This window comes from Paracoccus denitrificans (genome assembly GCF_900100045.1).
Taxonomy (GTDB): domain Bacteria; phylum Pseudomonadota; class Alphaproteobacteria; order Rhodobacterales; family Rhodobacteraceae; genus Paracoccus; species Paracoccus denitrificans.
On record NZ_FNEA01000032.1, the window covers coordinates 12,269 to 35,793 of the forward strand.

Annotated in this window: 28 protein-coding genes; 14 read left to right on the top strand and 14 right to left on the bottom strand. The window is 69.4% G+C overall.

All coding sequences use genetic code 11. The features are described 5' to 3' along the window. Positions 1-108: 108 nt before the first annotated feature. From BLT64_RS21265 to BLT64_RS21290, 6 genes are all read right to left on the bottom strand, one after another. Entirely contained in the window at positions 109-894 is a 786-nt protein-coding gene (locus tag BLT64_RS21265; RefSeq protein ID WP_041530379.1) for a crotonase/enoyl-CoA hydratase family protein, read from the bottom strand. Beyond that, on the bottom strand, positions 891-1,760 hold the full coding sequence (locus BLT64_RS21270) for a hydroxymethylglutaryl-CoA lyase (RefSeq protein ID WP_011749877.1): 870 nt from the start codon (positions 1,758-1,760) through the stop codon (positions 891-893). The genes BLT64_RS21265 and BLT64_RS21270 overlap by 4 nt, the downstream gene beginning before the upstream one ends. Next, complete coding sequence (locus BLT64_RS21275) at positions 1,747-2,400, bottom strand: glutathione S-transferase family protein (protein WP_011749876.1); 654 nt, start codon at positions 2,398-2,400, stop codon at positions 1,747-1,749. The genes BLT64_RS21270 and BLT64_RS21275 overlap by 14 nt, the downstream gene beginning before the upstream one ends. Next, positions 2,397-4,325 (bottom strand): ATP-binding protein, encoded by a 1,929-nt coding sequence (locus BLT64_RS21280; protein ID WP_011749875.1) that lies wholly within the window; start codon positions 4,323-4,325, stop codon positions 2,397-2,399. Before BLT64_RS21280 ends, BLT64_RS21275 begins: the two co-directional genes overlap by 4 nt. Positions 4,326-4,404: 79 nt before the next feature. Next, a complete protein-coding gene (locus tag BLT64_RS21285) occupies positions 4,405-4,905 on the bottom strand; it encodes an O-acetyl-ADP-ribose deacetylase (protein WP_011749874.1) in 501 nt (166 codons plus the stop codon). 5 nt (positions 4,906-4,910) lie between these two features. After that, positions 4,911-6,515, bottom strand: a complete 1,605-nt coding sequence (locus BLT64_RS21290) for a carboxyl transferase domain-containing protein (protein WP_011749873.1) — start codon at positions 6,513-6,515, stop codon at positions 4,911-4,913. 146 nt (positions 6,516-6,661) lie between these two features. On the opposite strand from BLT64_RS21290, the gene BLT64_RS21295 reads away from it, so the two are divergent. Then, complete coding sequence (locus BLT64_RS21295) at positions 6,662-7,273, top strand: OmpW/AlkL family protein (protein WP_086000166.1); 612 nt, start codon at positions 6,662-6,664, stop codon at positions 7,271-7,273. Positions 7,274-7,332: 59 nt separating this feature from the next. Here BLT64_RS21295 and BLT64_RS21300 read toward each other — a convergent pair whose 3' ends face one another. Genes BLT64_RS21300 through BLT64_RS21310 form a run of 3 tightly spaced genes read right to left on the bottom strand, consistent with a single transcriptional unit; the run spans position 7,333 to position 9,514 of the window. After that, complete coding sequence (locus BLT64_RS21300) at positions 7,333-7,797, bottom strand: lysozyme inhibitor LprI family protein (protein ID WP_011749871.1); 465 nt, start codon at positions 7,795-7,797, stop codon at positions 7,333-7,335. Between the two features lie 17 nt (positions 7,798-7,814). Continuing rightward, positions 7,815-8,354: a lysozyme inhibitor LprI family protein gene (locus tag BLT64_RS21305; protein WP_011749870.1), complete on the bottom strand. Its 540-nt coding sequence runs from the start codon at positions 8,352-8,354 to the stop codon at positions 7,815-7,817. Continuing rightward, positions 8,354-9,514: an isovaleryl-CoA dehydrogenase gene (locus BLT64_RS21310; protein WP_011749869.1), complete on the bottom strand. Its 1,161-nt coding sequence runs from the start codon at positions 9,512-9,514 to the stop codon at positions 8,354-8,356. The genes BLT64_RS21305 and BLT64_RS21310 overlap by 1 nt, the downstream gene beginning before the upstream one ends. Before the next feature lie 183 nt (positions 9,515-9,697). On the opposite strand from BLT64_RS21310, the gene BLT64_RS21315 reads away from it, so the two are divergent. Together BLT64_RS21315 and cbiB are read left to right on the top strand one after the other, a co-directional pair. Next, positions 9,698-10,252, top strand: coding sequence for a histidine phosphatase family protein (locus BLT64_RS21315; protein ID WP_041530378.1), 555 nt, complete (start codon positions 9,698-9,700; stop codon positions 10,250-10,252). Then, positions 10,249-11,181: an adenosylcobinamide-phosphate synthase CbiB gene (cbiB, locus tag BLT64_RS21320; protein ID WP_011749867.1), complete on the top strand. Its 933-nt coding sequence runs from the start codon at positions 10,249-10,251 to the stop codon at positions 11,179-11,181. Before BLT64_RS21315 ends, cbiB begins: the two co-directional genes overlap by 4 nt. Here cbiB and hemC read toward each other — a convergent pair. After that, positions 11,178-12,119, bottom strand: coding sequence for a hydroxymethylbilane synthase (hemC, locus tag BLT64_RS21325; protein ID WP_011749866.1), 942 nt, complete (start codon positions 12,117-12,119; stop codon positions 11,178-11,180). The two genes, cbiB and hemC, sit on opposite strands and share 4 nt — an antisense overlap. 75 nt (positions 12,120-12,194) lie before the next feature. Here hemC and hemE point away from each other — a divergent pair, with 75 nt between their 5' ends. Together hemE and BLT64_RS21335 are read left to right on the top strand one after the other, a co-directional pair. After that, entirely contained in the window at positions 12,195-13,223 is a 1,029-nt protein-coding gene (gene hemE / locus BLT64_RS21330) for a uroporphyrinogen decarboxylase (protein WP_011749865.1), read from the top strand. 16 nt (positions 13,224-13,239) lie between these two features. Next, positions 13,240-14,118, top strand: coding sequence for an EamA family transporter (locus tag BLT64_RS21335; RefSeq protein ID WP_011749864.1), 879 nt, complete (start codon positions 13,240-13,242; stop codon positions 14,116-14,118). On the opposite strand, the gene BLT64_RS21340 is transcribed toward BLT64_RS21335, so the two are convergent. Then, a complete protein-coding gene (locus BLT64_RS21340; protein ID WP_011749863.1) occupies positions 14,105-14,695 on the bottom strand; it encodes a LysE family translocator in 591 nt (196 codons plus the stop codon). The genes BLT64_RS21335 and BLT64_RS21340 overlap by 14 nt on opposite strands. 67 nt (positions 14,696-14,762) lie before the next feature. Between BLT64_RS21340 and BLT64_RS21345 the strand changes: the two genes are divergently transcribed. Next, positions 14,763-15,239 carry an Lrp/AsnC family transcriptional regulator gene (locus tag BLT64_RS21345; protein WP_049792404.1) on the top strand — a complete coding sequence of 159 codons (477 nt, stop codon included), beginning with the start codon at positions 14,763-14,765 and terminating at the stop codon, positions 15,237-15,239. A gap of 143 nt (positions 15,240-15,382) precedes the next feature. Next, positions 15,383-16,918 (top strand): ATP-dependent DNA helicase, encoded by a 1,536-nt coding sequence (locus BLT64_RS21350; RefSeq protein ID WP_011749861.1) that lies wholly within the window; start codon positions 15,383-15,385, stop codon positions 16,916-16,918. A gap of 11 nt (positions 16,919-16,929) precedes the next feature. On the opposite strand, the gene BLT64_RS21355 is transcribed toward BLT64_RS21350, so the two are convergent. Beyond that, positions 16,930-17,751 carry an EcsC family protein gene (locus BLT64_RS21355; protein WP_041530376.1) on the bottom strand — a complete coding sequence of 274 codons (822 nt, stop codon included), beginning with the start codon at positions 17,749-17,751 and terminating at the stop codon, positions 16,930-16,932. Between the two features lie 136 nt (positions 17,752-17,887). Here BLT64_RS21355 and BLT64_RS21360 point away from each other — a divergent pair, with 136 nt between their 5' ends. Continuing rightward, positions 17,888-18,457: an Ivy family c-type lysozyme inhibitor gene (locus BLT64_RS21360; RefSeq protein ID WP_011749859.1), complete on the top strand. Its 570-nt coding sequence runs from the start codon at positions 17,888-17,890 to the stop codon at positions 18,455-18,457. Here the strand turns inward: BLT64_RS21360 and BLT64_RS21365 are convergent. Then, positions 18,445-19,005 carry a GNAT family N-acetyltransferase gene (locus BLT64_RS21365; protein ID WP_011749858.1) on the bottom strand — a complete coding sequence of 187 codons (561 nt, stop codon included), beginning with the start codon at positions 19,003-19,005 and terminating at the stop codon, positions 18,445-18,447. The two genes, BLT64_RS21360 and BLT64_RS21365, sit on opposite strands and share 13 nt — an antisense overlap. 221 nt (positions 19,006-19,226) lie before the next feature. Between BLT64_RS21365 and BLT64_RS21370 the strand changes: the two genes are divergently transcribed. The 6 genes from BLT64_RS21370 to BLT64_RS21395 all read left to right on the top strand — a co-directional run bounded on the left by BLT64_RS21370 (position 19,227) and on the right by BLT64_RS21395 (position 23,168). Beyond that, a complete protein-coding gene (locus BLT64_RS21370; RefSeq protein WP_041530375.1) occupies positions 19,227-19,823 on the top strand; it encodes a flavin reductase family protein in 597 nt (198 codons plus the stop codon). Then, the gene (locus tag BLT64_RS21375; protein ID WP_011749856.1) at positions 19,823-20,386 is read left to right on the top strand and encodes an adenine phosphoribosyltransferase; all 564 of its coding nucleotides are present in this window, start codon (positions 19,823-19,825) and stop codon (positions 20,384-20,386) included. The genes BLT64_RS21370 and BLT64_RS21375 overlap by 1 nt, the downstream gene beginning before the upstream one ends. Positions 20,387-20,425: 39 nt before the next feature. After that, positions 20,426-21,376 carry a 4-hydroxy-3-methylbut-2-enyl diphosphate reductase gene (gene ispH, locus BLT64_RS21380; RefSeq protein ID WP_011749855.1) on the top strand — a complete coding sequence of 317 codons (951 nt, stop codon included), beginning with the start codon at positions 20,426-20,428 and terminating at the stop codon, positions 21,374-21,376. A gap of 93 nt (positions 21,377-21,469) precedes the next feature. Then, positions 21,470-22,075, top strand: a complete 606-nt coding sequence (locus BLT64_RS21385; RefSeq protein ID WP_011749854.1) for a glutathione S-transferase family protein — start codon at positions 21,470-21,472, stop codon at positions 22,073-22,075. Then, the gene (rnhA, locus tag BLT64_RS21390; protein ID WP_011749853.1) at positions 22,072-22,539 is read left to right on the top strand and encodes a ribonuclease HI; all 468 of its coding nucleotides are present in this window, start codon (positions 22,072-22,074) and stop codon (positions 22,537-22,539) included. Before BLT64_RS21385 ends, rnhA begins: the two co-directional genes overlap by 4 nt. Continuing rightward, a complete protein-coding gene (locus tag BLT64_RS21395; RefSeq protein WP_011749852.1) occupies positions 22,536-23,168 on the top strand; it encodes a trimeric intracellular cation channel family protein in 633 nt (210 codons plus the stop codon). The genes rnhA and BLT64_RS21395 overlap by 4 nt, the downstream gene beginning before the upstream one ends. Here the strand turns inward: BLT64_RS21395 and BLT64_RS21400 are convergent. Next, positions 23,165-23,488: a VOC family protein gene (locus tag BLT64_RS21400; RefSeq protein WP_011749851.1), complete on the bottom strand. Its 324-nt coding sequence runs from the start codon at positions 23,486-23,488 to the stop codon at positions 23,165-23,167. The two genes, BLT64_RS21395 and BLT64_RS21400, sit on opposite strands and share 4 nt — an antisense overlap. Positions 23,489-23,525: the final 37 nt, after the last annotated feature.

Below are 23,525 nucleotides of genomic sequence, written 5' to 3' on the forward strand. Positions count from 1 at the left end.
CAATGCGGGCGGGCGCGACGTCGATATGGGGACCAAATCCGCAACCTGGGCGCTGCGGGACGCCTGCCGATGAGTATTTCCAGAACGAAGAAGACGAAGGTCGGCGCCTCAGCCGACATGCCAGCGCGGTTTGCGCTTGTCGAAGAAGGCGGCGATGCCCTCGGGGGCCTCGTCGCCCTCCCAGACTTCGACGAGGGCCTGGATGCTGGCCTCGATTTCGGCCTCGCCGATGGGGGAGCCGAGGCGGCGGGCCAGGCGCTTGGCGGCCGCCACCGCGCCCGGGGCGCAGGAGAGATAGGGCACGACCTCGGCCTCGACGGCGGCGTCCAGCGTCTCGGCATCGGCAAGGCTTGCCAGCAGGTTCAGCCGCAACGCCTCCTCGGCGCCGAACAGCCGCGCGGACATGAAGACGCGCCGCGCCTTGTCCTCGCCCATGCGGGCCAGGACATAGGGGCCGATGGTGGCGGGGATGAGGCCCAGCCGCGTCTCGGTCAGGCCGAAGCGCGCCTCGGGCACCGCCACGGCCACGTCGCAGACCGAGATCATGCCGATCCCGCCGCCGAAGGCATTGCCCTGCACCCGGCCGATCAACGGCTTGGGCAGGGTGTTGAGCGCGTTCAGCATCATGGCAAGCTCGCGCGCGCCCTGGCGGCGGGTTTCGGCATCGGCGCGCATCTGCTCCTGCATCCAGCCCAGATCGCCGCCGGCGCAGAAACTGCGCCCCTCGGCCGCCAGCACAACGACGCGCACCGCCGGATCGGCCCCGAGCGCCTGCGCCGCCCGGGTCAATTCGCGGATCATCTGCGCCGAAAGCGCATTGTGCTTCTCGGGGCGCGCGAGCCACAGATGCGCCACGCCGCGGGCGTCGGTGTCGATGCGGATCGTTTCCATCATGCTCCTCCCCTCATGGTGCGGGCCCTCATGGTGCGGGCCATGGCGGCGGCCTGTTCGATCACCGCCATGTCCAGCCCGGTGTCGTGGCCGTGCGCGGCCAGATGCGCGGCAAGTTTTTCGGTCGCGACATTGCCCGCCGCGCCCGGTGCATAGGGGCAACCGCCCAGCCCGCCGACAGCGGCGTCGAAGACCCGCAAGCCGCGCGAAAGGCTTGCATCGACATTCTCCAGCGCCCGGCCTGCGGTATCGTGGTAATGGCCGGCGAGGTTTTCGGGCGGCAGTTCCTCCAGCACGGCAGAGAGCATGGCGTCGATGGTCTCGGGCCGGCCCTGGCCGATGGTGTCGCCCAGGCTGACCTCATAGCAACCCATGTCGCGAAGCGCGGCGGTCACCCGGGCGACGTTCGCGGGCGGCACCGGCCCGTCGAAGGGGCAATCCGTCACCACCGAGACATAGCCGCGCAACGGAATGCCGTCGGCCCGCGCCGCCTCGGCCACCGGGGCGAAGCGTTCCAGGCTTTCGGCGATGGTCGCGTTCAGGTTCGCCCTGGAAAACCCCTCCGAGGCCGAGGCGAAGATCGCCACCTCGTCCGCGCCGGCCGCCTTCGCGGCCTCGTAGCCCCTGAGGTTGGGGGTCAGCACCGCATAGCGGATGCCGGCATGCCGGGTGATGCCGGCCATGACCTCGGCGGCATCCGCCATCTGCGGCACCCATTTCGGCGGCACGAAGCTGGTCACCTCGATGCGCCGGAAGCCGGCCTGCGACAGCAGGTCGACCAGCGCGACCTTTTCCGCCGCCGGGATCAGGCGCTTTTCGTTCTGCAGGCCGTCGCGCGGCCCGACCTCGAAGATCTCAACCCGGGACATCCGGCACCTCATAGAAATCGCGTTCATAGATCGCATCGCCCCCGGCGCGGGCCAAGGCACGGCGATAGGCCGGCCGCACCGTCATGCGGTCGCGATAGGCCGCCAGCGCCGGATAGTCGGCAGTTGCCAGAAAGCGGAACAGCGCCTCGATGTTGAAGCCCAGCATGCAATCGGCGGCCGAGAATTCGGACAGCAGCGTCCCGCGCCCCGCCAGGTGATCGTCCAGCGCCCGGGCGGTTACGGCAAGCCGTTTCGTGTCGAGCCGCATCAGCGGGATCGAGCGCGCGCTTTCCGGCCGCAGGAAGATGTGGTGGATGTTCAGGGCTTGCAGGATATTCGCCTGGGTTTCGGCAAAATTGACCCATTCCAGGAAATCGGCGCGCTCGGGCTCGCCCGGCCCTGGGGCAAGCCTGCCCTCGCGCTCGGCCAGGTATTGCACGATGGCGCCGGATTCGAAGATGGCTCGGCCGTCCACCTCGAGCGCCGGGATGCGGCCCGCGGGCGAAAGCGCGCGGAATTCGGGGCTGCGCAGGCCGCCATCGGTCAGCGACCAGAGCCGCAATTCGCAATCGAGCCCCAGTTCCTCGATCAGCCAGAGGACGCGCATCGAGCGCGAGCCGGGGACATGGTGCAGGATCATGCGTCCCCTTCCTCCTCCAGCCGGATCAGCGCCGCGCCGGCCTCGACCTGGTCGCCGGCCCGGGCAAAGACCTCGGCCACGCGACCGTCGCGGGCGGCGGTCAGCGTATGTTCCATCTTCATCGCCTCGAGGATCGCCAGCCGCGCGCCCGCCGCGACCTCCTGCCCCGGTTCGACGAAGATCGCCTTGACGAGCCCCGGCATGGGCGAAAGCGTCATGCCGCCGCCCGCCTCTTCGCCGCCGCGCGCCAGCGGGTCGAGCGGCGCAAGCGTCAGCGAGCGGCCGCCGAAGACGCTGGTGCCGGCCGCATGGTTGACGATGCGCGAGCGGCGCGGGCTGCCATCCACCCACCAGCGCCCGCCTTCATAGGCGATCTCGTGGCTGCTGCCGTCCAGCGTGACGCGGGCGGCGCCGGGGCCGAGCACCTCCAGCACCGCCTCGCCGCCTTCCCAGGCGATGGTACGGCTCAGCGGCTGCCACAGCGTGATGCCGCCGCGCACCATGGGGTCGTCCAGTCCGGCAAGGCCCAGCACCGCCAGCGCCTTGGCCCGCGGATCGGGCTCGGCAGCGGCGATCAGCGCCTGAAGGTCGCGGGCGATCAGGCCGGTATCGACCTCGCCCTTGCCGAAACCCTCGTGCCGGGCCAGCGCAATCAGGAAATCGACATTGGTGACCGAGCCCGCCACCTCGGTATCGACCAGCGCCGCCTCGAGCGCGCGCAGCGCGATGGCGCGGGTGGCGCCATGGGTGACGATCTTGGCGATCATCGGGTCGTACCAGGGCGAGATCGCGTCGCCGGGACGCACCCCGGTCTCGATCCGGGCATGGTCGGGAAAACGCAGATGCGCAAGCCGGCCGGTGGCGGGCAGGAAGCCCGCGGGCACGTCCTCGGCATAAAGCCGCGCCTCGAAGGCATGACCGGTGATCGCCAGATCCTCCTGCCTGGCCGGCAGCGGCTCTCCGCTGGCGACGCGCAGCTGCCATTCCACCAGATCGACGCCGGTGACGAGTTCGGTCACCGGATGCTCGACCTGAAGGCGGGTGTTCATCTCCATGAACCAGAAGCCGTCGGAGCGCAGGCCCCGGCTGCCATCGACGATGAATTCGATGGTGCCGGCGCCGGCATAGCCGATCGCCTCGGCGGCGCGGACGGCGGCGGCGCCCATGGCGGCACGCATCTCGGGCGTCATGCCGGGCGCCGGAGCCTCCTCGATCACCTTCTGGTGGCGGCGTTGCAGCGAACAGTCGCGCTCGAACAGGTGGACGGCGCGATGGCCGTCGCCGAAGACCTGCACCTCGATATGGCGGGGCTGCTGGATGTATTTCTCGACCAGTACGGCCGGGTTGCCGAAGGCGGTGGCGGCCTCGCCCTGCGCGGATTGCAGCGCAGCGGCGAAGTCCCCTGCACGCTCGACCAGGCGCATGCCCTTGCCGCCGCCGCCGGCCACCGCCTTGATCAGCACGGGATAGCCGATCTTGTCCGCCTGCGCCGCAAGATGGCCGGCGTCCTGGTTCTCGCCGTGATAGCCGGGGACGACCGGGACGCCCGCCTCGGCCATCAGCGCCTTGGCTGCGTCCTTGAGGCCCATCTTGCGGATGGCATCGGCCGAAGGGCCGATGAAGGTCAGGCCCGCGGCCGTCACTGCATCGACGAAGTCGGGGTTCTCGCTGAGAAAGCCGTAGCCGGGATGGATGGCCTGCGCCCCGGTGTCGAGCGCAGCCCGGATGATGGCATCGCCGCGCAGGTAGCTGTCCTTGGGTGCGGGACCGCCGATGGGAACGGCCTCGTCGGCGATGGTGACATGACGCGCAGCGCGGTCGGCCTCGGAATAGACCGCGACCGTGCGCACGCCCAGCTTGCGGGCGGTATCGATGACCCGGCAGGCGATCTCGCCCCGGTTGGCGATCAGGATTTTCTGGAACATCCGGCACCTCTTGTGGCGGGCGAGGCACCGGGGGTTTCACACCCCCGGACCCCCGTGGAGTATTTGGAAAACGGAGAAATCATCGGCGGGCCTCTTCCACGGCTTGCCGGAGCGTCGCATGGCCGGGGCCGTCGAAGCCGACCAGGATCACCTCGATATCGGCGGCATGGTCGAGGATGGTCGCGACGGCGATGCGAGCGGCACGTTCGGCCGGAAAACCGTAGATGCCGGTCGAGATCGCCGGGAAGGCGATCCGGGCAAGGTCGTGGGCCTGCGCAAGCAGCAGGCTGTGGCGGTAGGCGCCGGCGAGCAGCGCGTCCTCGCCCGCCATGCCGCCTTGCCAGACCGGGCCGACGGCGTGGATGACGTATCTTGCCGGCAGGTCGTAGCCCCCGGTGATCCGGGCCTCGCCGGTGGGGCAGCCGCCCAGGGTGCGGCATTCCTCGAGGAGTAACGGGCCGGCCGCGCGGTGGATGGCGCCGTCGACGCCGCCGCCGCCCAGCAGCGTGCGATTGGCCGCATTGACGATGGCATCGACGGCGAGCCGGGTGATGTCGCCTTGCCGGGTGGAGATGCGCATGGCCGTCACATCCTGAAGATGCCGAAGCGGGTCGGCTCGACCGGCGCGTTGAGGCTGGCGCGCAGGCTCAGCGCCAGCACGTCGCGGGTCTTCCTGGGGTCGATGATGCCGTCGTCCCAGAGCCGGGCCGAGGCGTAGAGCGGGTGCGACTGGCGCTCGAACATCTCGATGGTGGGACGCTTGAACTCGGCCTCCTCCTCGGCGGTCCAGGTGCCGCCCTGGCGCTCGATCCCCTCGCGGCGCACGGTGGCGAGCACGCCGGCCGCCTGTTCGCCGCCCATCACCGAGATGCGGGAATTGGGCCAGGTCCAGAGGAAGCGCGGCCCGTAGGCGCGGCCGGCCATGCCGTAATTGCCGGCGCCGAAGCTGCCGCCGACCAGCATGGTGATCTTGGGCACGCTGGTCGTCGCCACCGCCGTCACCATCTTGGCGCCGTGCCGCGCGATGCCCTCGTTCTCGTATTTGCGGCCCACCATGAAGCCGGTGACGTTCTGCAGGAAGACCAGCGGGATGCCCCGCATCGAGCAGAGTTCGATGAAATGCGCGCCCTTCTGCGCAGCCTCCGAGAAGATCACGCCGTTATTCGCGACGATGCCGATGGGGCAGCCTTCGAGATGGGCGAAGCCCGTCACCAGCGTCTCGCCGAAGCGGGCCTTGAACTCGTCGAAGCGCGAGCCGTCCACGACGCGCGCGATGACCTCGCGGATGTCGTAGGGGATCTTCAGGTCGGCGGGGACGATGCCCAGGATGTCTTCCGGGTCATGGGCCGGAGGCTCGGGGGATTGCCATTGCACGGTCGCCGGCAGGCTGCGGTTGAGGTTCCCGATGGCGCGGCGGGCAAGGGCCAGCGCATGGGCGTCGTCCTCGGCCAGGTAGTCGGCCACGCCCGAAAGCCGGGTGTGGACGTCGCCGCCGCCCAGATCCTCGGCCGAGACCACCTCGCCGGTGGCGGCGCGCACCAAGGGAGGGCCGGCCAGGAAGATCGTGCCCTGGTTGCGGACGATGATGGTCACGTCGGACATGGCCGGCACATAGGCGCCGCCCGCCGTGCAGGAGCCCATGACCACGGCGATCTGCGCGATGCCCTTGGCCGACATCCGCGCCTGGTTGTAGAAGATGCGGCCGAAATGGTCGCGGTCGGGAAAGACCTCGTCCTGGTTGGGCAGGTTCGCGCCGCCCGAATCGACCAGATAGACGCAGGGCAGCTGGCATTCCTCGGCGATCTCCTGCGCGCGCAGGTGCTTTTTCACCGTCATCGGGTAATAGGTGCCGCCCTTGACGGTCGCGTCGTTGGCCACGACCATCACCTCTTGCCCGTGCACGCGGCCGATGCCGGCGATCACCCCGGCGCAGGGCGCGGCGGCGCCATACATGCCATGCGCCGCCGTGGCGCCGATCTCCAGGAAGGGCGAGCCGGGGTCGAGCAGGTTCGCCACCCGTTCGCGCGGCGGCATCTTGCCGCGCGCGACATGGCGCTCGACAGCCTTGGGGCCGCCGCCCGACGCCGCGGCCAGCGCCGCCTCGCGCACCGTCTCCAGCATGGCGAGATGCGCCGTGCGGTTGGCGCGGAACGCCTCCGAGGACGGCAGGGCCGAGGTGCCAAGCTTCATCGCATCATCCTTTCGGTCGAAGTGCCGGCGCTGCTGCGCCAGTTTGTCGCATCCCTGCCAAAGGCGGGAAAATCTTGATCCAGATCAACGTCGAAGCCCGGGACAAGGAGCCATGAGCGGGCATGCGACAAGAAGAGAGGATCGCCATGAGACACAAGCTTGCCATTGCCGCGGCGCTCGCCGTGCTTGCTTCGCCCGCGCTTGCGCAATCGCAGGGTGATTGGACGCTCGGCTTCGGGATCGCAAACGTGAACCCGAAATCGGACAACGGGACGCTGGCGGGGGGCACGGTGCCGGTCAGCATCGACGACAACACGCGCCCCAGCATCACCTTCGAATACTTCATCCGCGACAATATCGGCATCGAGGTGCTGGGCGCCCTGCCCTTCAAGCATTCGATCAAGTCGAACGGGACCGAGATCGGCACGGTCAAGCACCTGCCTCCGGTCGTTTCGCTGCAATATCACTTTGACGCGCATCCGCGCTGGAAGCCCTTTGTCGGCCTGGGCGTGAACTTCACCGGCTTCTGGGACGGCGAAGCCAAGGGTCCGCTGGCCGGCAGCGATCTGCGGGTCAAGAACAGCTGGGGCCTGGCCGCGCATCTGGGCGTGGATCACTGGATCAACGAGCGCTCGGCCCTGCGCGCCGACCTGCGCTGGATCGACATCGGCGCCGATGTCGAGCTGAACGGCCAGAACATCGGCACGGTCGATGTCGATCCGGTCGTGGTCGGCATCAGCTATGTGATGAAGTTCTAGGCCCTCGTCACCGCCAAGGGGGCGCCGCCGCTGGTGGCGCCCGTTTTCCGCGGCCCCGCTCATTGCGGTTCCGCCAGCGAGGTCAGCAGCGCCGCCTGCCGCGCCGTTTCGTCCCGGATGCAGCGGCCATGGGCCAGGTCGCCGCCCGTTTCCCGCGCCCGCTCGCAAAGGATCTCACGGAAGTCGATCCAGCTGCGTTCGACCCGGCGCAGCGTCTCCTGCGCCTCGCCGCCCTCCAGCGCCGCCTGATAGACGGCGGTCAGCTTCACCTCCCATGCCTGGTGCGAGGCGTCGAGGCAGTTCGCCATCGGGAAATCCGGGTCGTCGCCGGTGTATTTCTGCCGGACATAATCCAGGCAGGCATCCATCCCCGCCGTGGCGCAATCGGCGCGCGCGCCCTGCGTTTCGGCCGCGGCCAGGCATTGGTCGATCGCCGCCGGATCGAATCCCGAGGCATCGCCTGCCAAGGCGGCGGGGGCGGCCATGGTCGCGGCCAGCCAGAAAAGCAGTCCTGCCTTGCGCATCCTCTCCTCCCCGGTGCCTACATGTCCTTGCCGCGATACTGGTCCAGCCACAGATATTGCCGCGCGGTCAGGGTCAGCGCACAATGCAGCCCGGCCGGACCGCCGTCGGTGCCGCCGCCCCAGCGGCTGCGTTCGAACCCGCAGGCGGTATCGCGGAAAGCGATCCAGTTGCGTTGCATGTCGCGCAGCAGCGGCGATTCCTTTTCGGCGGCCGAGCCCAGTTCGGCCATGTTCCCGTCCGTGGCCTCGGACTGCGCCATGACCTCGCGATAGGTCTCGTTCAGCCTTGCGTCCCACAAGTCCAACTCGTTCCCGAGACAGGCCGACATGCCGACCGTCGTCGAGCCGCCCTGGCTGTCCATGCAGGGATCGGCGGCAGCGCCTATGCAGGTCTCGCGCGCATCGACCGGGCCGTCGCCGCGTTCCGTCCCCGACAGGCATCGCTCCAGAAGCGCGGCGTCGAAGGCCGGCCCGCCATTCTGTTGCTGCGCCACGGCGGTGCCGGTGCCAAGCACCACCAGCGCACCAAGGACCAGCACGCGCCGCAAGCCGGCCATCAGGCCAGCCCCAGAAGCTCGCGGCCGATCAGCATGCGGCGGATCTCGCTGGTGCCGGCACCGATCTCCATCAGCTTGGCATCGCGGAACAGCCGGCTGACCACCGAATCGTTGAGGAAACCCGCACCCCCCAGCGCCTGCACCGCCTGATGCGCCTGCACCATGGCCTGCTCGCTGGCGTAAAGCACCGCGCCCGCCGCGTCTTGCCGGGTAACCTTGCCCGCGTCGCAAGCCTTCGCCACCTCGTAGACATAGGCCCGCGCCGTGTTCAGCGCGACATACATGTCGGCGATCTTGCCCTGCATCAGCTGGAACGACCCGATAGGCTGGCCGAACTGCTTGCGCTCCTTGACATAGGGCATGACCTCGTCGAGGCAGGCGGCCATGATGCCGGTGCCGATGCCCGACAGCACCAGCCGCTCGTAGTCGAGGCCCGACATCAGCACGCGCACGCCCTTGCCCTCGGCGCCCAGCACGTTCTCGAAGGGCACCTCGCAATCCTCGAAGATCAGCTCGCCGGTGTTCGAGCCGCGCATGCCCAGCTTGTCGAAATGCGGGCTGGTCGAGAAACCCTTCATGCCGCGCTCGACGATGAAGGCGGTGATGCCCTTGCTGCCCGCCTCGGGATCGGTCTTGGCATAGACCACCAGCGTATGGGCGTCCGGCGCGTTGGTGATCCAGTATTTGTTGCCGTTCAGCACATAGCGGTCGTTGCGCTTTTCGGCGCGCAGCTTCATGCCGACGACGTCGCTGCCCGCACCCTCCTCGGACATGGCCAGCGCGCCGACATGCTCGCCCGAGCAAAGCTTGGGCAGGTATTTCGCCCGCTGCTCATCGGTGCCGTTCAGCTTGATCTGGTTCACGCAAAGATTCGAATGCGCGCCATAGGACAGGCTGACCGAGGCCGAGGCGCGGGCGATCTCCTCGGTCGCGACGACATGGGCCAGATAGCCCATGCCGCTGCCGCCAAGTTCTTCGGACACGGTGATGCCCAGAAGGCCCAGATCGCCCATCTCGCGCCACAGCTCGTTCGGGAATGCGTTCTTGCGATCCACCTCGGCCGCGATGGGCTTCACCCGCTCCTGCGCCCAGCGGTGCACGGTCTCGCGCAGCGCGTTCACGTCCTCGCCCAGATCGAACTGCATTCCCGCGTTGAACATCGGCGATCTCCTCCATTTATTGAACAAGTGTTCATTTAACTGTCTTATGCCGCCGGAGCGTGGCCTGCGTCAAGCCTTCTGTCGCGGCATCTCCCCTGCCATCGATCCTGCGCCGGGCTGGGCTTCGTTGACAAGCCCGTGCCCCCGCGCCATCCATGCCGCGCAATGCCGCAAGGATGCCCGATGAGCCCCGCCCCCGATGCCGCCGCGCGGCTGCTGATTCTGCGCCATGCGCCGCTGGCCCACCCCGGGCTGGCCGGGCGGCGCGACGTGGCGGCGGATTGCAGCGACCTCGCGGCGCTCGGCTGGGCGCGCGAAACGCTGCGCGGGGCCGAGAGCCATTGGTCCAGTCCCGCCCTGCGCTGCCGGCAGACCTGCGCGGCGCTGGGGCTGACCCCCGAATGGCACGCCGCCTTGTGGGAACAGGATTTCGGCGCCTGGGAACAGCCCGGCGCCGCCATCCCCGACCTCGGCCCGCTGCCGCCCGGGGAACTGGCCCGCCAGCGCCCGCCCGGTGGCGAAAGCTTCCTCGACATGGCCGCGCGGGTGCAGCCGCTCCTGGACCGGGCGCGCGGCACGGTGGCCATCGTTGCCCATGCAGGCACGGTTCGCGCCGCGCTGGCCCTGGCGGTCGGCCCGGCGGCGCTGTCCTTTTCGGTGGCGCCTCTGTCGCTGACCATCCTGTCGCGCAGCCCCGCCGGCTGGGCTGTCGAGGCCGTCAACCGGGTCGCGCCATGACGCAGGACACGCTGGTGATCGCGCTGATCGCCCTGTTGATCGATGCGCTGATCGGCTGGCCCGATGCGCTTTATCGCCGCATCTCGCATCCGGTGGTCTGGATCGGCGGGCTCATCTCGACGCTCGACCGGCGCTGGAACCGGGGCGCAAGCCGCATCGCGCGCGGCGCGCTGGCGGTGGTGGTGACGGTCGGCGCGGCGGTGATCCCGGCGCTGCTGCTGACATGGGCGCTGGCGCCGCTGCCCTTCGGCCCGGTGGTGCTGGGCGTGCTGGCCTGGCCGCTGGTCGCCGCCCGCTCGCTTCACGATCACGTCGCCGCCGTCGCGCAGCCCCTGGCCTCGGGCGACATCCCGGCGGCAAGGGCGGCCGTGGCGATGATCGTGGGCCGCGACCTGGACGACGGCCGGCCCGAGCCCATCGCCCGCGCCGCGCTGGAAAGCCTGGCCGAGAACACGTCCGACGGCGTGGTCGCGCCGCTGTTCTGGGCGGCAGTGGCCGGGTTGCCGGGGATCGCCGCCTACAAGGCGATCAACACGCTCGATTCGATGATCGGCCATATGAGCCCGCGCCATGCACTGTTCGGGCGGGTGGCGGCGCGGCTGGACGATCTGGTGAACCTGCCGGCCTCGCGCCTGACCGGACTGCTGTTCGTGGCCGCAGCGGGATCGCGACGGTCCTGGCGGGTGATGCGCCGCGACGCAGGCCGCCACCGCTCGCCCAATGCCGGCTGGCCCGAGGGTGCCATGGCCGGCGCGCTGGATGTGCGCCTGTCCGGTCCGCGCCGCTATCACGGCGTGGAAAGCCCCGAGCCCTGGCTGAACGGGAGCGCCCGCGACCCTCTGGCGCAGGATCTGCTGCACGGGCTGGCGCTTTATCGCCGGGCAATGGTTCTGCTGGGACTTGGGCTGGCGCTGGGGCTGGCGCTTTAGGACCAGTCGAAGAAGTCGGCAGGCGCCCGGCCGCGCAATTCCTCGGCCAGATCGGTGCCCATGGCCGCGCCGTCCGCGGCCGGACCGACGCGCTCGGCCGCGATGACCTCGCTGCCGTCGGGGCGCAGGATCTCGCCGCGCAGCCGCAGCCGGTCGCCCTGCAGTTCCGCCAGCCCGGCGATGGGCGTCTGGCAGGAACCGTCGAGCCGCGCCAGGAAGGCCCGCTCGGCCGTCACCCGCAGCGCGCTGTCCCGGTCCGAAATCGCGGCCAGTAGCGAGGCGGTGCGCGCATCGTCGGCGCGCCGCTCGACCCCGATGCAGCCTTGCGCCACGGCAGGCAGCATCTCGTCGGGTTCGACCGCGCCGCGCGCGACATGCAGCATGCCCAGCCGCGTCAGCCCGGCCATGGCCAGGAAGGTCGCTACAGCAACGCCGTCTTCCAGCTTTTTCAGGCGCGTCTGCACGTTTCCTCGAAACTCCACAAGCTTCAGGTCGGGCCGCCGCGCCGCCAGTTGCGCCCGCCGCCGCAAGCTCGAGGAACCGACGACAGCCCCTTGGGGAAGCTCGGAAATCGCCGCGAACTGCGCGCTGACAAAGGCGTCGCGCACATCCTCGCGCGGCAGGTAGCAGTCGATCACCAACCCCTCGGGCTGGATCGTCGGCATGTCCTTCATGGAATGCACGGCGATGTCGATCTCGTGCGCCAGCAGCGCATCCTCGATCTCGCGGGTGAACAGACCCTTGCCGCCGATCTCTTTCAGCGGCCGGTCCAGCACGCGGTCGCCGGTGGTCTTGATCACCACGATCCGGAAGGCGTCGGCGGCAAGGCCATGCGCGGCCATCAGCCGGTCGCGGGTTTCATGCGCCTGCGCCAGCGCCAGGGCCGAGCCTCGGGTGCCGATGCGGATGGGGTTCTGGGGGTCGGGCATCTGGGTCATGACACAGGGCTTAGCGCCCCCCCTCGGCCTTGACAACGGGGACGCGCGCGCCATGAAAGGGGCGAGAGGTGAATTATGTCCGAAAAAACCATCCTGCGCGCGCTGAAGGGCGAGCGTTTGCCCGTCCCGCCTGTCTGGATGATGCGCCAGGCCGGCCGCTACCTGCCGGAATACCGCGCCACCCGCGCCCAGGCCGGCGACTTTTTGTCGCTGTGCTACACGCCGGACCTGGCGGCCGAGGTGACGCTGCAACCGATCCGCCGCTATGGTTTCGACGCGGCGATTCTCTTTGCCGACATCCTGCTGCTGCCGCAGGCGCTGGGGCTCGACCTGTGGTTCGTGACCGGCGAGGGGCCGCGGCTCTCGACCGTGACCAGCGCCGCAGGGGTCGCGGCCCTGAAACCCGCCGCCGCGATCCACGACACGCTGTCGCCGGTCTATGAAACCGTCCGCATCCTGGCGCGCGAACTGCCGCGCGAGACCACGCTGATCGGCTTTGCCGGCGCGCCCTGGACCGTCGCGACCTACATGGTCGCCGGCCGCGGCACCCCCGACCAGGCCCCCGCCCACGCCTTCAAGGCCGAGGACCGCGCCGCCTTCGCCGCCCTGATCGACCGGATCACCGAGGCGACCATCGACTATCTCTCGGCCCAGATCGAGGCCGGGGCCGAGGTGGTGAAGCTGTTCGACAGCTGGGCCGGTTCGCTCAAGGGCCGGGACTTCGACGATTTCGCGGTCGAGCCCGCGCGCCGGATCATCGCCGCGCTCAAGGCGCGCCATCCCGGCATCCCGGTGATCGCCTTCCCGCGCGAGGCCGGGCCGCGCTATGCCGGCTTCGCCCGCGCGACGGGGGCCGATTGCGTGGCGCTGGACAATTCGGTCAGCGCCGACTGGGCGGCCGCCGAGGTGCAAAAGGACGGCTGCGTGCAGGGCAATCTCGACCCGCGCCTGCTGGTCAGCGGCGGCGAGGAGCTCGTCTCCGAAACGCGCCGGATCGTGCAGGCCTTCTCGCGGGGTCCGCATATCTTCAACCTCGGCCATGGCATCACCCCCGAGGCCGATCCCGAGAACGTCGCGCGGATGCTGGAGGCGATCCGGGGCTGATGGGCGGGGTCGGGGCTTGAGCTGGATCGTCGCCACGCTGATCGCCGCCGCGGCCCAGACCGGGCGCAACGCGGCGCAGCGGCGGCTGACCGCCGAACTGGGCACGATGGGCGCGACTGCCGTGCGATTTCTCTTCGGCCTGCCCTTCGCCGCGCTGGTCCTGGCGGGCATGGCAGCGCTGGTGCCGGTGCCCCGGCCCGATGCGGCGGTGCTGGGCTGGGCGGCGCTGGGGGCCGCCTCGCAGATCGCCGCCACCGCGCTGATGCTGGTGACGATGGAAAGCCGCGGCTTCGGCGTCACCACCGCGCTGATCAAGACCGAGCCGGTGACGCTGGCGCTGATCGGCACGCTGATCCTGGCCGAGCCGCTGGGTCCCGCCCGCATGGCGGCGATTGCCACGGCGACGCTGGGCGTGGTGCTGATGTCGGGCGCGGACTGGCGGCGCAGCACCTGGCGCACGGCCGGCCTCGGCGTCGCGGCGGGGGCGCTGTTCGGCCTCTCGGCCATCGGCTTTCGCGGCGCGATCCTGGCCCTGCCCTTCGGCGCCGAGCCGGTGCGGGCCGCGACCGTCCTGGTCCTGGCCCTCGCCATGCAAAGCGCGATCATGCTGATCTGGCTGGGCACGCTCGACCGCTCGGCACTGGCCGGCATCGCCCGGCACTGGCGCGGCTCGCTGGGTGCCGGCGCCCTGGGCGCGCTGGCCTCGCTGTTCTGGTTCCTGGGCTTCGCGCTGACGGCGGCGGCCAATGTCCGTACGCTGGCGCTGGTCGAGGTGGTGATGGCGCAACTGGTTTCGGGCCGGGTCTTCCGCGAAGGCGCCAGCCCGCGCCAGCTTGGCGGGATGGCTCTGATCGTCGCCGGCGTCGCGACGCTGATCGCGGTCAGTGCCCGGTGACGACCGGCAGCATCGAGCCGACCAGCAGCACCGCCATCGCCCGGTTGAACAGCATGAGCCGCGCCGGGTCCTGCAAGGCGCCGCGCAACCCCTGCCCCATCGCCGCCCAAAGCGCGACCGAGGGCAGGTTCACCAGGGTAAAGACCAGCGCCACCACCAGCGTGCCGCCCACCCCGGCCGAATAGGCCGAAAGCGCCCCCAGCGCCATCATCCACGCCTTGGGATTCACCCATTGAAAGGCGCAGGCGGCCAGGAAGCTCATCGGCCGCGCCGCCGCCCCTTCGGTTCCGGGCGCCGCAGCATAGGCGATCTTCCACGCAAGCCACAGGACGTAAGCCATGCTGATCCATTTCAACGCCTCGGCCAGCCGCGGCGCGCCCGCGATCAGCCGGTCCACGCCCAGCCCCAACAGCGCCACCATGGCGCCAAATCCCAGCGCCACGCCCAGAAGATGCGGAATGCTGCGGCGGATGCCGAAATTCGCACCCGAGGCCATCAGCATCAGGTTGTTGGGCCCCGGCGTGACCGAGGTGACGAAGGCGAAGGCGACAAGCGCCACGAGTATCTGATGCGACATTGCGGATTTCCCGAAAGAAGCCACAATGATACTGCGGGCCAGGCGCAATTTCCGATCAAGTTTGAAGATGAACAGCATAGATCAACAATCAGAGTTCGAAATTGATACTATCTCCGCGCGAATCTTGCGCATTCTTGCGCGGAACGGCCGCATTCCGAATCAGCAACTCGCCGCCGAGGTCGGGCTCTCGCCCTCGGCCTGCCTGCGCCGCGTGCAGGACCTCGAACGGCGCGGCGCCATCCAGGGCTACCGCGCCATCATCGCCCCGTCCGCCCGCGCGGCGGGCTTCACCGCCTATGTCACCGTGGGCCTCGCCCGCCATTCGAGCGAGGCGCAGCAGGCTTTCGAGCGCGCCTGCCTTGCGGCACCCCAGGTCCGGGAATGCCACAACATCACCGGCTCGGTGGAATACCTGCTGCGCGTCGAGGTGCGCGATCTGGACGCCTATCGCCGCTTTCATACCGAGGTGCTGGGCGCCTTTCCGCAGATCGCCACCATCACCACCCATGTCGTCATGGGCTCGCCCAAGGACGAACGGGCCTGAATGCTGCACCGGGGCATGAGTATTTGGGGAACAGAGAAGCGGCGGGCACCCTGTCGGCCTTCTTCGTTCTCCAAATACTCAAATCGCGGCGGCACCACCGGATCGGCCTTTCAGCCTCTCGCGCGGCGGGCTAACAAGGGCTCATGACCCTGCCCGCCCTTTCCCCCGATCAGGCCGAAGCCTGGGACGCGCTTGCCGCCGTACTCGAAGAATCCGGCATCGACCTGGTTTCGGAAGAGATCGCGCCGCCGAAGCCCGGCAAGGGCCGCGTCATGGCGGTGATCGGCAAGGCCGGCTCGGGCAAGACGCTGCTGCTCGCCGAACTGACCAAGGCATTGAAGGCAGCCGGGGTCGATATCGTTTCGGGCGATTACGAGGGCAAGAAGCGCAAGGACCGCCGCACCGTCGCCATCCTTGCGCCCACCAACAAGGCGGCCTTCGTGCTGCGCATGCGCGGCGTGCCGGCGACGACGATCCACCGCATCCTCTATACACCGGTCTACGACCCGGAATACGAGCGCATCGCCGATTGGCTGACCGGCGTGGGCGAGCGGCCCTCGGTCGACGGGCTGATGGAGGGGCTGACCGAGGCCGCGCTGGACCGGGCGAAGGCCTTTTACGACCAGCATGCCTCGATTCCCGGCGCCCTGGCCGCCGCCGGCCTGCGCGGTTCGGACTTCATCCGCGGCTGGAAACGGCGCGAGGAGGGGCTGGACATCGGGCTGATCGACGAGGCGTCGATGCTGGACGAGCGCCAGTTCGAGGACCTGCGCGAGATCTTCCCGATCCTGATCCTGTTCGGCGATCCCGCGCAATTGGCCCCGGTCGGGCAGTCGGGCGAGATGGTCTTCGACCGGCTGGCCGCCTCGCAGCGGCTGACGCTGAGCCGCATCCACCGGCAGGAGGGTGACAGCCCGATCCTAGACCTTGCCCATGCGCTGGCCGATCCCAGGCTGGAATTCGACGCCTTCGAGCGCATGATCCGCGAGGCGGCAGCCAGCGATCCGCGCGTGATCTGGGCCGAGCGGGTGGAAAGCGACCTGATGGCGCAAAGCCCGGTCCTGGTCTGGCGCAATATCACCCGCATCAAGCTGATCCAGGCGTTCCGCTCGGCCTATGGCGCGCCGGGCGATGCGCTGCTGCCGGGCGAGCCCCTGATCTGCGACGGGCTGGAACTGCCCCTGAAGCACCGCAAGAAGCGCATCGACCTGGAGGCGCGCGGGCTGATCAAGGGCGCGCAGGTGGTTTATCTGGGACCGGGGCGCAAGCCCGGCTTTTCGCGCCTGCATGTCGTGGGCGCCGAAGAGCCGCGGCTTTCCGCCGCCAGCATCGTCAAGATCGAGATGCCGGATGTCGAGGAGCCCTTCATCCCCTTTGCCGCCCGCATGGGCGCGGCCTTCCTGCACGGCGCGGCGGTGACGATCCACAAGGCGCAGGGTTCGCAATGGCCCGATGTGCAGGTCTTTGCCCCCGACATCGCCGCCGCCGCGTGGTCGGGCCGCTCGGAAGCCGGCATCGCGCTGTGGAAGCGGTTGGCCTATGTCGCCATCACCCGCGCGCAGGAGCGGCTGCATTGGGTGGTGAAATCGCGGCTGGCCCGGCCCTCGGGCCCCTTGCGGACCGATCACCTGGAGGCCCCGGCCAGCGTGCTGGAGCTCGCCGCCGAACCCGGGGAATAGCCGAAGGGGGGCTAGCCGCGCCGCGACAGCTTGCGCGCCGCGGTATTCGGGCGCAGCTGGATCATGCGCAACTCCAGCGCCTCGGCCAGCGCCTCGCGCGGGATGCCGGTTTCCTGAGACAGCCGCAGCAGGCCGAAATGCACTCGCGCCAGTTCCTGATAATAGCGGGTGAAGCTGTAATTGATCGAGGCCCCCGCAAGCGCGCCCAGCACCGGCACCGCCTGCGCCGCCAGCTTCTGCGCCAGCGAGGCGGAAAGCCGCGGCGCCACCCGCGCGATCAGCGCCTGCACGGTCTGGCCGGTGATGGTCATGCGCGCCGCCAGCAGGCCCAGGTCGGTGCCGTCGTCATCGGCAAGCGGCCCGGCCGAGGCGAAGACATGCAACGCCTCGCGCCGCGCCTCGTCCGAAACCGGGTCGAAGCCGTGCTCGGCGGCAATGTCCATGATCGCGCGCAAAAGCAGCGTGACCGTCACCGGCAATTCCAGCATGGCGCCGCCGATCCCCGCGAGCCCACCCACCGCGCCCGAGGTGGTCGACAGCATGCGGTTGAACAGGTCGCCGCGATCCCGCAACACCCCGCGCGAGCGCGATGCCGCGTCGAAGGCGCGGTTCAGCGCCGCCAGGGTGATCCGGTCCATGCGCCCGCGCACCGGGGCCGGCAGGCGTTCGATCAGCCCCTCGGCCTTGCCGCCGACAGCGGTCAGCAACTCCATCGCCACGCCGCCCGCCTGAAGATAGCGCCGCGCCAGCCGGTCGATCGCGGCATGCACGGTCGGGTCGTCGATCGGAGGCAGCACGGCCTGGCGGACGGGGATCTGGCTTTGTTCGGTCATCCTGCGGCTTCTCTGGGTTGTCTGGCCTGCGCCAGAACTGGGCATCGGCAAGGGAACCCGCAAGGCGTCGCCGGGGTTCCGACGGAAGAATGCAAACCTGCCGCATGGCGGCGGGACAAGGACAAGGAAGACTGGAATGAGCATCCGCCGCATGATCCCGGCCCTGACATTGACCGCTGCCCTGGCCCTGGGGCAGGCCGGGTTGGCGCAAGAGGCCGACCCGCCGACGCAACCGGCGCAGGAACCCGCCCAGGCCGCCGCGCAGGAGACGGCGCAGGGCGAAACGCCCGGGGCGGCCCAGGCTGCGGCCTCCGATGTCGGGTTGACCCTCGCCGACCTGGGCAAGGACGAGGGGTTGACCGCCGCCGTCGAGAAGATGGCCGAGGGGCACCAGATGCCCGAATGGCTGCGCGAGGGCGCGGTGATCTCGCCCAGCCAGAAGGTCGGCTTCGGCGGCCAGGAATACCTGGCCATGACCGCCTGCAAGCAGCATGACTGCGCGGCGAACCAGTTCGCGGTGCTTTACGCGCCCGGCAGCGGCACCGCCCATGGCGTGCTTTCGGTGCGCGACGGCGAGGGGGCGGAGCTGCTGACATGGCTTGGCATGGCCGGCGGGCCCGAAACCATCGACGGCCGCACCATCCTTTATGCGGCGCTGACCGGCAGCCTGGCCAACCACCCGCAGGATTTCACCTACGCCGAGTGATCGGGCGGCTCGACCTGGGTGCAGCCCTCGCGGCGCATCTCGCGCAGGCCGGCGGCGGTGTCGCCGGTCTCTCGCTCGACCGGGCCCGCGATGCCGGACCAGGCATCGGGCACCAGTTCCAGCCCCAGGATCCGGTCGGGATTGGTGGGCGGCGGCATCTCGACATCTTCGAGCTTCCAGAAGCCAAAGCGCTGATAATAGGGCAGATCGCCGACCAGCATTGCCCGCTGCCAGCCCATCTCGGCCGCCCGCGTCAGGCTTTCGCGCATCAGAAGGCCGCCCAGCCCCTCGCCCTGCGCCGTGGGATGCACCGCGACCGGCCCCAGCAACAGCACCGGCCGCCCGCCCACGCGCACCGGCCAATAGCGGATCGCACCCATCAGCGCGCCGAAATCGTCGCGCAGCATCAGGCAAAGCGGCCTGACCGGCGCAACCCCCTCGCGCAGCCGATAGGAGGACAGCGCCGTGCGTCCCGGCGCAAAGCACAGGTCCAGCAGCGCCTCGACCTCGGGCGTGTCGGCGGGGGTTTCGGGGCAAAGTTCGTACATCCTGCCTCCGGTTCTGGGGTCGGGATTCGGGTGGTCTCGGCGCGGCGCAGGGACCGCGTAACATGCGGGCGCGGCCGCGAAAACCGCCTGCGGGACCCGAAGGGCAAATTTCGCCGTCCCATGGCCGGGCGGGACGGGCGAAGCTGCGAGAATGCTTGACGCGCCGCGCGCATGGGGTCACTTCTGGGCCCCGCATCAGGGATGGATCAGCGAGGCACGCCATGTTCTACCGACCCCAGGACGGCCACGGGCTGCCGCATAACCCGCTGAGCGCCATCGTCGCGCCGCGCCCCATCGGCTGGATCTCGACCCGCGGCCGGCAGGGCGACAACCTGGCGCCCTATTCCTTCTTCAACCTGACCGCCTATGTGCCGCCGCAGCTGATGTTCGCATCGACCTCGGCCAAGCCGGATCGGCCCGGGACCAAGGACAGCGTGGCCCAGATCGCGCAATCGCGGGTGTTCTGCGTCAACATCGCCGACGGATCGCTGAAGGATCAGGTGAACGCCAGTTCCGCCGCATTGTCCGCCGGGGTGAACGAATTCGAGGCGGCCGGCATCGAGGCGGCCGAATGCGAGACCATCGACTGCCCCCGCGTCGCCGGCGCCGCCGCCGCGCTGGAATGCCGCGCCACGCGCATCCTGCGGCTGGCGGGCGAGGCGAACTACATGGTGCTGGGCGTCGTCACCGGCATCCACCTGCGCGAGGACTGCCTGAAGGACGGCCGCTTCGACCTGCGTGGGATCGGCTGGCTGTCGCGGCTGGGCTACAAGGACTACACCATCACCACCGAGACCTTCGAGATGGAGCGCCCCTGATGGAAACGCCCGCCGGAAAGCGCCGCCGCGACAGCCGCACGGTGCGCGACTACATCCGCACCATCGTCGATTTCCCGCATGAGGGGATCCTGTTTCGCGACGTGACCACGCTTTTCGCCGATGCGCGCGGCTTTCGCATGGCGGTGGACCAGCTTCTGGCCGCCTATGCCGGCGAGGATATCGACAAGGTGGTGGGACTGGAGGCGCGCGGCTTCATCCTGGGCGGCGCGGTGGCGCATCAGCTTTCGGTAGGCTTCGTGCCGATCCGCAAGAAGGGCAAGCTGCCCGGCGCCGTGATCAGCCAGGCCTATGCGCTGGAATATGGCAAGGCGGTGATGGAAATCCATGACGACGCGCTGAAACCGGGCGAGCGGGTGCTGATCGTCGACGACCTGCTGGCCACCGGCGGCACCGCGGCGGCCGGCATCTCGCTTTGCGGACGGCTGGGGGCCGAGGTCGTGGGCTGCGCCTTCGTGATCGAGCTGCCCGAGCTGGGCGGACGGGCGCTGCTGGAGGGGCTGGGCCACGAGGTCCACGCCCTGACCGCCTTCGAGGGCGCCTGATCCCTTGCGAGGCGCCTTTCCCGGGGTTAGGTGAAGCCCATGGACAAGAAACCGCCCCTGACCCTCTATCTCGCCGCGCCGCGCGGATTCTGCGCCGGCGTGGACCGCGCCATCAAGATCGTCGAGATGGCGCTGCAGAAATGGGGCGCGCCGGTCTATGTGCGCCACGAGATCGTGCATAACAAGTTCGTCGTGGACTCCCTGCGCGACAAGGGCGCGGTCTTCGTCGAGGAACTGGACGATGTGCCCTCCGACCGGCCGGTGATCTTCTCGGCCCATGGCGTGCCCAAGGCGGTGCCGGCCGAGGCACGGCGGCGCGAGATGGTCTTCGTCGACGCCACCTGCCCGCTGGTCAGCAAGGTCCATGTCGAGGCCGAGCGCCATCACGCCGAGGGCTTGCAGATGGTGATGATCGGCCATGCCGGCCATCCCGAGGTGCTGGGCACCATGGGGCAACTGCCCGAGGGCGAGGTGCTGCTGGTCGAGACAGTCGAGGACGTGGCGCGGATCGAACCGCGCGACCCCGGGCGACTGGCCTTCATCACCCAGACCACGCTCTCGGTCGACGACACCGCCGCCATCGTCGCCGCCTTGCAGGCGCGGTTTCCGGGCATCAGGGGCCCGGCCAAGGAGGATATCTGCTATGCGACGACGAACCGGCAGGCCTCGGTCAAGGCCATCGCCGGGCGGATCGACGCGCTGCTGGTGATCGGGGCGCCGAACAGTTCCAACTCGCGCCGGCTGGTCGAGGTGGGCAGCGCCGCCGGCTGCGCCTATTCGCAACTGGTGATGCGGGCCGACCAGATCGACTGGCGGGCCATCGCGGGCGCGCGTGCGGTGGGCGTGACCGCCGGCGCATCGGCCCCCGAGGTGCTGGTCGACGAGGTGGTCGCGGCCTTTCATGCGCGTTATGACCTGACGGTCGAGATGGTCGAGACGGCGCGCGAGAATGTCGAGTTCAAGGTGCCGCGGGTCTTGCGCGAGGCCTGAGCCGGGTTTTCGGGGCGGCACCGTCGCAGGGGGCGCTGCCCCCGGCCCTGCGGGCCTCCCCCGGAGTATTTTTGAAACGGAGAAAGGGTCGGGATGAAGCTCTGGTCGATGCCGTCCTCGGGCAACAGTTACAAGGTGCGGCTGCTGCTGGCGCTCCTGGGTCGCGATTGCGAGATCGTGGATGTCGAATACCTGACCGAAGCGCTGGAGGCGGCCAAGGCAGCGAGGCGGCTGCCCTTCGGCAAGGCGCCGGTGCTGGAACTGGACGACGGGCGGCTCTTGCCGGAATCGAATGCCATCCTGTGCTGGCTGGGAGAGGGCACCCGCTTCGTGCCGGGCGATGCCTTCGATCGCGCCGCCATGCTGGGCTGGATGTTCTGGGAGCAGAACCAGCACGAGGGCGTGATCGCCGTGCGGGCGGCCTTGCAGGTCTATCCGCATCGCCGCGCGCAGGCGACGCCCGAGCGCATGGCCGAGTTGCTCGACCGGGGCCATGTCCTGCTGCAGGTGATGGAGGACCGGCTGGCGGCGCATGACTGGCTGGTGGGCGATGCCCCCAGCCTCGCCGATATCTGCCTTTACGGCTATACCCATACGGCGGGCAGCCGGGGCGGCTTCGAGATGGAGCGTTTTCCCGGCATCGGGCGCTGGCTCGACCGCATCGCCGCCCTGCCCGGCTACAGGGGGATCGAGGCATGAATGCGCTCTTTGCCTGGACCGACGGGGCTTGCAGCGGCAATCCCGGCCCGGGGGGCTGGGGCGTCCTGATGCGCGCCATGGACGGGGACCGGATGCTGAAGGAGCGCGAGCTGTCGGGTGGCGAGGCCGAGACCACCAACAACCGCATGGAACTGATGGCGGCGATCTCGGCCCTGGAGGCGCTGACCCGGCCGAGCGAGATCACCGTGACCACCGACAGCGCCTATGTGAAGAACGGCGTCACGCAATGGATCCATGGCTGGAAGAAGAACGGCTGGCGCACCGCCGACCGCAAGCCGGTGAAGAATGCCGATCTGTGGCAGCGGCTGGACGCGGCGCAGGCCCGGCACCAAGTGCGCTGGGAATGGATCAAGGGCCATGCCGGCCATCCCGAGAACGAGCGCGCCGATGAGTTGGCGCGGGCGGGCATGGCGCCCTTCAAGCCCGCACGGGTCTCGGGATGAACGTCGAGGCGCTGGTCCCGCTGCTGGATTACGCCAGCGTACTGGTCTTTGCGCTGACCGGCGCGCTGGTGGCGAGCCGCGGGCAGCTTGATGTGGTCGGCTTCATCTTCTTCGCCACGCTGACCGGGATCGGCGGCGGCACCTTGCGCGACCTGGTGCTGGGCCGGGCGCCGGTCTTCTGGGTCGGGCGGCCCGAGCTTTTGCTGCTGACCGCCGGGGCTGCGATCATGGTGTTCTTTACCGCGCATCGGCTGGAGAGCCGTTATCGCGCCATCCTGTGGCTGGATGCCTTTGCCCTGGCGGTCGCGGTGCCGGCCGGGGTCGGCGTGGCGCTGGAGGCGGGGGTCAGCCCGGTGGTCACGGTGCTGATGGGGGTAATGACCGGCACCTTCGGCGGGCTGATGCGCGACGTGGTCGGCAACGAGGTGCCGCTGGTGCTGAAACAGGGCGAGCTTTACGTCACCGCCGCCTTTGGCGGAGCGGTGGCGGCGCTGCTGTTGCTGACGCTTGGCACCGAGCGCGGCTGGGCGCTGATCGGCTGCGCGGCGGTGGTGCTGCTGTTGCGTGCCGGGGGCATGAGCTTCGGATGGCGGCTGCCGGTCTACAAGGCGCGGCCACCGCGGCGCTAGCGTTCGGACCAAACGGCCATTTCGGTTCCGCCCGGCTCGCGGAACTGGAAACGGCGGCCGCCGGGAAAGCTGAAGATCGGCCGGGTGATCGTTGCCCCGGCTTCGGTCACCCGGGCCAGGGCCGCCTCCAGATCCTCGGCCTTCAGGATCACCAGCGGCGGGGTCAGCGTCCCGGCGGCAATGCCGCCCGCAAGGCCGGCATCGGCCATCTCCTGATAGTCCGGGCCGTAATCGTTGAAGCTCCAGCCGAAGGCGCGGGCGAAGAAAGCCTTCGTGGCCGGCAGATCGGGCGAGGAAAATTCGAGATAGTCGATCTTCATCGGGAAGCCCTTTCGGATGTTCCCGTTTTGTCTACAT

Bases quoted from the DNA above. Each gene is read 5' to 3' on its own strand.
- BLT64_RS21270 (WP_011749877.1), bottom strand. From the start codon at position 1,760: ATGTCCCGGGTTGAGATCTTCGAGGTCGGGCCGCGCGACGGCCTGCAG.
- BLT64_RS21355 (WP_041530376.1), bottom strand. From the start codon at position 17,751: ATGACCGAACAAAGCCAGATCCCCGTCCGCCAGGCCGTGCTGCCTCCG.
- BLT64_RS21365 (WP_011749858.1), bottom strand. From the start codon at position 19,005: ATGTACGAACTTTGCCCCGAAACCCCCGCCGACACGCCCGAGGTCGAG.
- BLT64_RS21375 (WP_011749856.1), top strand. From the start codon at position 19,823: ATGGAAACGCCCGCCGGAAAGCGCCGCCGCGACAGCCGCACGGTGCGC.
- BLT64_RS21400 (WP_011749851.1), bottom strand. From the start codon at position 23,488: ATGAAGATCGACTATCTCGAATTTTCCTCGCCCGATCTGCCGGCCACG.
- BLT64_RS21350 (WP_011749861.1), top strand. From the start codon at position 15,383: ATGACCCTGCCCGCCCTTTCCCCCGATCAGGCCGAAGCCTGGGACGCG.
- BLT64_RS21290 (WP_011749873.1), bottom strand. From the start codon at position 6,515: ATGAAGCTTGGCACCTCGGCCCTGCCGTCCTCGGAGGCGTTCCGCGCC.
- BLT64_RS21395 (WP_011749852.1), top strand. From the start codon at position 22,536: ATGAACGTCGAGGCGCTGGTCCCGCTGCTGGATTACGCCAGCGTACTG.
- BLT64_RS21295 (WP_086000166.1), top strand. From the start codon at position 6,662: ATGAGACACAAGCTTGCCATTGCCGCGGCGCTCGCCGTGCTTGCTTCG.
- BLT64_RS21385 (WP_011749854.1), top strand. From the start codon at position 21,470: ATGAAGCTCTGGTCGATGCCGTCCTCGGGCAACAGTTACAAGGTGCGG.
- BLT64_RS21280 (WP_011749875.1), bottom strand. From the start codon at position 4,325: ATGTTCCAGAAAATCCTGATCGCCAACCGGGGCGAGATCGCCTGCCGG.
- BLT64_RS21300 (WP_011749871.1), bottom strand. From the start codon at position 7,797: ATGCGCAAGGCAGGACTGCTTTTCTGGCTGGCCGCGACCATGGCCGCC.
- BLT64_RS21265 (WP_041530379.1), bottom strand. From the start codon at position 894: ATGATGGAAACGATCCGCATCGACACCGACGCCCGCGGCGTGGCGCAT.
- rnhA (WP_011749853.1), top strand. From the start codon at position 22,072: ATGAATGCGCTCTTTGCCTGGACCGACGGGGCTTGCAGCGGCAATCCC.
- BLT64_RS21340 (WP_011749863.1), bottom strand. From the start codon at position 14,695: ATGTCGCATCAGATACTCGTGGCGCTTGTCGCCTTCGCCTTCGTCACC.
- BLT64_RS21360 (WP_011749859.1), top strand. From the start codon at position 17,888: ATGAGCATCCGCCGCATGATCCCGGCCCTGACATTGACCGCTGCCCTG.
- cbiB (WP_011749867.1), top strand. From the start codon at position 10,249: ATGACGCAGGACACGCTGGTGATCGCGCTGATCGCCCTGTTGATCGAT.
- BLT64_RS21315 (WP_041530378.1), top strand. From the start codon at position 9,698: ATGAGCCCCGCCCCCGATGCCGCCGCGCGGCTGCTGATTCTGCGCCAT.
- BLT64_RS21345 (WP_049792404.1), top strand. From the start codon at position 14,763: ATGAACAGCATAGATCAACAATCAGAGTTCGAAATTGATACTATCTCC.
- BLT64_RS21275 (WP_011749876.1), bottom strand. From the start codon at position 2,400: ATGATCCTGCACCATGTCCCCGGCTCGCGCTCGATGCGCGTCCTCTGG.
- BLT64_RS21305 (WP_011749870.1), bottom strand. From the start codon at position 8,354: ATGGCCGGCTTGCGGCGCGTGCTGGTCCTTGGTGCGCTGGTGGTGCTT.
- BLT64_RS21285 (WP_011749874.1), bottom strand. From the start codon at position 4,905: ATGCGCATCTCCACCCGGCAAGGCGACATCACCCGGCTCGCCGTCGAT.
- ispH (WP_011749855.1), top strand. From the start codon at position 20,426: ATGGACAAGAAACCGCCCCTGACCCTCTATCTCGCCGCGCCGCGCGGA.
- hemC (WP_011749866.1), bottom strand. From the start codon at position 12,119: ATGACCCAGATGCCCGACCCCCAGAACCCCATCCGCATCGGCACCCGA.
- hemE (WP_011749865.1), top strand. From the start codon at position 12,195: ATGTCCGAAAAAACCATCCTGCGCGCGCTGAAGGGCGAGCGTTTGCCC.
- BLT64_RS21370 (WP_041530375.1), top strand. From the start codon at position 19,227: ATGTTCTACCGACCCCAGGACGGCCACGGGCTGCCGCATAACCCGCTG.
- BLT64_RS21310 (WP_011749869.1), bottom strand. From the start codon at position 9,514: ATGTTCAACGCGGGAATGCAGTTCGATCTGGGCGAGGACGTGAACGCG.